At 47.8% G+C, this 6,000-nt stretch carries 7 protein-coding genes; 2 read left to right on the top strand and 5 right to left on the bottom strand.

What is annotated here, in order from left to right; translation table 11 throughout:
* Nucleotides 1-35: 35 nt before the first annotated feature.
* The 3 genes from AC27IB_RS07415 to AC27IB_RS07405 form a co-directional block, all read right to left on the bottom strand.
* A complete protein-coding gene (locus AC27IB_RS07415) occupies nt 36-278 on the bottom strand; it encodes an EF-hand domain-containing protein (protein ID WP_296050457.1) in 243 nt (80 codons plus the stop codon).
* A gap of 59 nt (nt 279-337) precedes the next feature.
* Nucleotides 338-1,336: an oxygen-dependent tRNA uridine(34) hydroxylase TrhO gene (gene trhO, locus AC27IB_RS07410; protein ID WP_487119974.1), complete on the bottom strand. Its 999-nt coding sequence runs from the start codon at nt 1,334-1,336 to the stop codon at nt 338-340.
* Between the two features lie 105 nt (nt 1,337-1,441).
* The gene (locus AC27IB_RS07405) at nt 1,442-1,942 is read right to left on the bottom strand and encodes a VC2046/SO_2500 family protein (RefSeq protein WP_487119972.1); all 501 of its coding nucleotides are present in this window, start codon (nt 1,940-1,942) and stop codon (nt 1,442-1,444) included.
* 99 nt (nt 1,943-2,041) lie between these two features.
* Here AC27IB_RS07405 and AC27IB_RS07400 point away from each other — a divergent pair, with 99 nt between their 5' ends.
* Complete coding sequence (locus AC27IB_RS07400; RefSeq protein WP_487119982.1) at nt 2,042-3,688, top strand: response regulator; 1,647 nt, start codon at nt 2,042-2,044, stop codon at nt 3,686-3,688.
* Nucleotides 3,689-3,722: 34 nt separating this feature from the next.
* Nucleotides 3,723-4,028: a hypothetical protein gene (locus AC27IB_RS07395; RefSeq protein WP_296050450.1), complete on the top strand. Its 306-nt coding sequence runs from the start codon at nt 3,723-3,725 to the stop codon at nt 4,026-4,028.
* On the opposite strand, the gene AC27IB_RS07390 is transcribed toward AC27IB_RS07395, so the two are convergent.
* Nucleotides 4,025-4,942: a DMT family transporter gene (locus AC27IB_RS07390; RefSeq protein ID WP_296050447.1), complete on the bottom strand. Its 918-nt coding sequence runs from the start codon at nt 4,940-4,942 to the stop codon at nt 4,025-4,027. The two genes, AC27IB_RS07395 and AC27IB_RS07390, sit on opposite strands and share 4 nt — an antisense overlap.
* On the bottom strand, nt 4,943-5,791 hold the full coding sequence (locus AC27IB_RS07385; protein WP_296050444.1) for a DUF6279 family lipoprotein: 849 nt from the start codon (nt 5,789-5,791) through the stop codon (nt 4,943-4,945).
* Nucleotides 5,792-6,000: the final 209 nt, after the last annotated feature.

Genomic DNA, 6,000 nt, shown 5'->3' with positions numbered 1-6,000 from the left:
CCGCTTCACAGCGGCTTTAATATTGTAGCGTCAGCTTAGTATTCCCACCAACATTCCTGCCACCAGGCAAGAAATTCTTCAAAGTCTATGTACCCATCATGATTTTCATCGATGAGTTTAAAACCTTCTTCTACATGGCTGGCTTTGGTTTTAGGTGAAATTACCGTCAGTAACTCAATAAATTCCTGCAAATCGATCTGACCGTTACCATCACGATCAAAGAAGCTGAAATCTTTTTGAATCGCTTCTACTTTTTCGGGTGTTAATTCAGTAGACACTGTCTGATTCCCTGTCGGTTCTTAGTGAATTGGAGTGTAACGCCAGCTACTGTGAATGTCTACGACTTAACGTGTTTTTGCGCTTGCAGCGCACGCTGTCGTTGCTCTTCAGCTTTGGCTTTGCGGCGCGCTTCCATGGCATCACGAGCTTCAGTGCCTACGTGCTCTTCATTGCGCTCCCGGGCCAGATTAATCTGTTTTTCCCGTTCGCGGAAACGCTCAATCTGTTCCTCGCTGTGTGTACCAAAACAGTGGGGGCAGCTTACTCCGCTTTCAAACTTATCACTTTGTTTATCCGCTTCAGTGATCGGCAAACGACAAGCATAACACTGGTCATAGGCGCTCTTTTCCAAATCGTGATTCACCGCTACGCGATTATCAAATACAAAACAGTCACCTTCCCACAACGTTTCTTCTTTAGGCACATCCTCAAGGTATTGAAGAATGCCGCCCTCAAGGTGGTAAACTTCTTCAAAACCCTGTTCTTTTAAGTATGCAGTAGACTTTTCACAGCGAATGCCACCGGTACAAAACATGGCAACCTTCTTATTTTTGGCCGGATCGAGGTTGTCTTTTACGTAGTCGGGAAATTCTCTGAACGTTTTGGTATTTGGATTGACCGCATGCTTAAACGTACCAATTTCTATTTCATAATCATTGCGGGTATCAATTAACACCACATCCGGGTCGCTTATCAGTGCATTCCAGTCAGCAGGCTTTACGTAGGTCCCAACGGTACGACGGGGATCGATGCCTTCCACACCCATGGTGACAATTTCTTTCTTCAATTTTACTTTGGTGCGGTAAAACGGCTGGGTTTCGTGGTAAGACACTTTGTAAGAAATCGGATTAAAACGGTTATCGCTGTTCAGCCACGCCAACAAGTTATCAATGCCCTGCTGTGTACCGGAAACGGTGCCGTTAATCCCCTCTGCTGCCAGCAGCAGGGTACCTTTAATTTGATTCGCTTCCATCACATCGGTAAGCGGTTGGCGGATAGCTTTATAATCTTCAAGCGCGACGAATTTGTACAGCGCGCATACAACATACTGACTCATATTTTTTAACCTTTGCGAGTTGGAACGTAAAACCAGTGCAAAATGCGCGCGGAATATAGCAAAAAAATCGACATCCGAAAACCCGACAGTAAAATTGGCGGACGATTAAACGGCGATAGCCTGTGACGCGGGGATGATATCGGCCAGCAAGGTGGCATCAGATTCTTTGATTTGTGACGACTTTTCAGTCACCCACCCGAGTTGAGTCCGATAGGGACAGTTTTGTTTTACTTCAGGTTCCAACCGCTGGCTGTTGTTGTGAAAGCTCAGTGGATCGGGACTGATGGCCTGCCACAAACGAATATGTTCATTGCTGAATGTTGTCTTAAGGCCCGCCTGCCATCGCAGGTAACTATTCACATTCTCGGCAGTAGACGCCAGCGGACTGCGCCGGTAATGGTTTAACCGTGCAGGAAAATCAGGGTCTTCTACCGGTTCCTGCCGGGCTGTCCATTTAACCTGCTCATCTCCGCGGGCCTCGCTGATAGCCAGATATAAGGAAAACAACGCAGCACTGCCCCCCACCGCTTTATTAAGCGCCAGTGACGATGTGACATTCTGAACATCAAAAGATGCGGGGGTAAGGTTGTCTGGTTGCAAAATCATTCATAGGTATTAACGACTTACTAGCTTAATCGGCACATACCCATTATCCTTTAGTATATTATCGAACAGTTTCGCGTTTAATGGGAGCGGCCATTGGGAGTGCCCTATCAGGACGTAAATATTCTGATTGTAGAAGATCAGCGTCCCTTCCTTATTCTGTTAAAAGGGTTGTTAACCAACCTCGGCGCCAAGGATGTCATGACGGCTACCAGCGCTGACCAGGCAATACGCTTTTGCCGCAACCACAGAGTCGACATTATTGTGTGTGATTTGCATTTAGGCACCAATAAGAAAAATGGCTTTGAGCTTTATCAGGAACTGCAGTTTCGCAAAATGGTATCGCCCGGCGCGGTATTTTTGCTGATCAGTGCCGATGCCGCACGCCCAATAGTGCTGGGGTCGCTCGAACATAAACCCGATGATTATCTGCTAAAACCTTTTTCCCAGGCGCAGCTGAAGAGCCGGTTGAATAAATCCTGGCAACGTAAACAGTATTTTTTAAAAGTACTTGAGGCACTGAGCAAACAGGCCTTTACCACGGCGATTAACGAGCTGGATAAACTCAGGGAGATGCCCGCGCCCTATCAGCGCATGGCGTTGGAAATCCGCCTCCAGATCCTGTGGCATGAAGCTGAGTATGATAAAGCCCTCAAGCTGTTAAACAGCCACTCTGATCTATTGCCCACCCAATGGGCGCAATTGGCGCTGGGTAAAACCTACCTGGCTATGCGCAAATTCAGCGAGGCAATTCAATGTGCCAATAAGGTACTCGGCCTGAATCAGTTTGATCCGGAAGCGCTGGATATTCTGGCCCAGGCAAAATCAGCCTCTCAACTACCCGAAGAAGCCCTTGAAGATATTCGCCGGGCGATTAAAAACTCGCCATTTTCCTTGCAACGACAGATTCTGGCCAGTCGCATCGCCCGCGATAACAATGATTATGAGTTACTGACTGAAGCCACTAAAGCCACCTGGCAACTGTCTAAAAACACCATTTTTAAACAGGTGAATTACTGGTGTAATCATATTTCCAGTTTACTTGATGCAGCAGAAGCAGCGGAAAGTAAGACGCAAAGACACCGGTTTCAACAGGAAGCCCTGCTCCAGTTGCAGCGGGCCGGACATGATGAAGCGCTCACGCGTCTGGATGAACCTTTTAGTCTGGATATTTTTGATCAAATCATGCATGCCCGGGTAGATGCCATAGACGGCAAGTTAATCAACGCCAAACGCTCCCTGATGGACAGTCAGATGGCAATTGAAAAACAATTTGAGCTCTACCCGGCCTCCCTGGCGCCTTCCAGCATGCAGTTGATGGTTGATCTGGGAGAGTTTGAGGAAGTCAATCAGTTGCTGCAAACCCTCACCCAGCAAAATACCGAACTGGACGATAGCAGTCGCATGCTGGTGCGATCGATGTCGAAACAAGTTAAGGAAAGCGAACAGCAGTATACCCACATCAACCGTCGTGGTATTCAGCTGTATCAACAGGAAAAATACGCCGAAGCGAAAGCCGCATTCAACAGCGCACTGGAACTTTCTCCGGTAAACGCTGGGATTGCACTAAACTTAATACAGTGTCTGATTAAACTGGTAGGCAACGAAGGTAAAGACGATGCTTCGATGATCAAAGAAGCCCGTCAGGTGTATAAGATCCTGAATCACGCACCTATGCGGGAGCAACATCAAACCAAATTTGACGGTTTACGGGATGAATTACTGCGGTTAGGCATTGCTACCCTGTAACCACCAGCTCGCTCTACAGAGAGGAATAGAGGTTATGCAAAAACACGGTTTACTGGTCGCTGCAGTTATGGTTGGTTCAGGTGGATTGTCGGGGTGCGCCAGCCAGTCCAATCTGTGTGAAGATATCCTTGAGGTAAAAGCTCAGGCACAGCAATGCGAAGTCTTACAAAAAGCCATTCGAAACCCGAAAAACCCGCAAATGGCCCTGACAGCAAGGCAGCGGTATGAGAACGAGTGCGTAAATTTCCGTTATTACCGGGATGATTACGATACCATTTGTAAAGGCGGCGAGCAGCCCATAGGTCAGCCTGCCCCGGCCCCCGTCAACAAAGATAACTAACGCGCCCCCCGGCCCAGGGCCGCCATTACCGAGCCGCCAATCACCATCACAGCGCCCAGAATCGCCAGCGCACCGAGTGGCGGCTGTTCGAAGCTGCTCGGATAAAGGTACTCGGCCACAGCAACAGAAATAAAGGTAAATACCGGCGCCGTGGCAATCACAGCACTAACCCGGGAGGCATACCAAACCCGCATGGCTTCGGTAAATGCTCCATAGGCCACAAACGTATTTAAACAACAAAACAATAGCGCCCAGCCCTGCACCTCGTTCATTTCAGTGATCGCCTGCAGGTGGGTAAATGGCAGTAACATCAGACTGCCAATGATATATATGATTAGGGTCAGCTGCATAGCTGACATTGTTTTCATCAGGGATTTCTGGCACAGCGCATAACCCGCCCAGGTTACGGCGGCAATAATAACAAACACAACCCCGAGTGTATCTTCAGAATCCGACACCACAATTTGCGGCAGGCGCTGATTGAAAAACAGTCCCAGGCCAAACAGTAACGAAGACGCTCCCCACAACTGCAGGCGACTGAACCTTTCTTTATACAACACAATGCCGCCCACCATCAGAGCAAATGGCGCCACCTGCATGAAGACCTGTACACTGCCCGGGCTCAGAAATTTCAGACTCATAACGTTAAAAACATAGTTAATTACCAGCATCAGAGTGCAGGCAATCGTCAGACTGATAACGGCTTTCGGGTAACGCAGAAAATGGGGGATGTGGCGACGGTAAAACAACCATCCCCCTACCAGTAATGCTGCCACTACAAAGCGATAAAGGGTAATGGTCTGACTGTCCATGACCTCCAGACAGATCTTAAGAAACAGGGGTAATACGCCCCACAGCACAGCGGTAACCAAAGACAAACAAAAGCCATAGAACGGCCGGTAACTACTTTCCAACTAATCATTACTCATGAGGTATTCAAAGTCTTCAATCATATCGTCAATCTTACTGATTAGCTTCCTTTTTTGCTTTTTATCCAAGGTGTAGAGCAGCTCTTCCGCCATTTTTGCATAAATCTGCGTGTTGTCGTTTCGAAGCTCTAAAAATGCGTCACTGCGAAATTCATCCGGATGCGTCATCAGGGCCACAAAGTCTTGATTAAATTGCGGATTAGCCGCCCTGGTATCAATCATTTTGCGGGCGGCCTGCTGGAAATCCTGACGGTAGGTCAGCCACAGGGCCCGGGTACTGGTAAACTGCCCGGCATACCCTTTAATAATGGCTTTCTGACTGGCATTCAGGCGACCGATAAACTCGCTTACGCCCTCTTCAATATCATCCAGCCGTTCCTCAGCCTGCTCTGCTGGTGATTGCTGGTTAAATTCCTCCAGTGACTCCCGGATCTCCTCATTTTCTTCGCTTAATTCATCAAACAAAGCTGTTACCTGATCATCGGTAAGTTTTTCCGCCATATCGGCCAGTTCCGGACTCACGCGATCGCGCAACCGCTCCCAGTGTTCACGGCTGTCGAGCAAATGGCGCTCTATTCTGGCTGCACTGAGTTTTTCGCCCTGCAAATCGGTTTTCAGGGATTTCAGGTGAGAGATGTATTTGCCAAGCTCTTCACTGCGGTGCCAGCTTTGCCAGTCGGCAAAGTATTCGTCGAATAAGGCTTCCTGATTATCAGACAGCGACACATAATCATCGATATACCAATGAATTAACCAATCCAGATTATTATAGGTAAACTTTGTCGAACATCCGCTTAAAAAAATGATGATCGCAATCAACAAACCTTTTTTCATTGTCACTTCCTGTTAATTTACACTTGGCACGCGTGGTTATACCTGACAATCTATCATTACGTGCTGAGGGCAGTACCCGATCGCCGGGCTTTACATTTCAGCCTTATACTACTCAAAAACGCAACGGTTTTACGTGGTATAACAACATAATACTCAAATTTGGACTGCACAAGCGATGACAAATTCACAGCAACTCAGCAGTGTATTTG

It is taken from the genome of Alteromonas sp. 4NH20-0104, assembly GCF_057547795.1.
Note: the sequence above shows the minus strand (reverse complement) of the source record. Positions and strands in the feature narration are given on the sequence as shown.

What these genes read in the sequence shown, in the direction of transcription:
- AC27IB_RS07395 (WP_296050450.1), top strand. Translation starts at nt 3,723, where the DNA reads ATGCAAAAACACGGTTTACTGGTCGCTGCAGTTATGGTTGGTTCAGGT.
- AC27IB_RS07405 (WP_487119972.1), bottom strand. Translation starts at nt 1,942, where the DNA reads ATGATTTTGCAACCAGACAACCTTACCCCCGCATCTTTTGATGTTCAG.
- trhO (WP_487119974.1), bottom strand. Translation starts at nt 1,336, where the DNA reads ATGAGTCAGTATGTTGTATGCGCGCTGTACAAATTCGTCGCGCTTGAA.
- AC27IB_RS07385 (WP_296050444.1), bottom strand. Translation starts at nt 5,791, where the DNA reads ATGAAAAAAGGTTTGTTGATTGCGATCATCATTTTTTTAAGCGGATGT.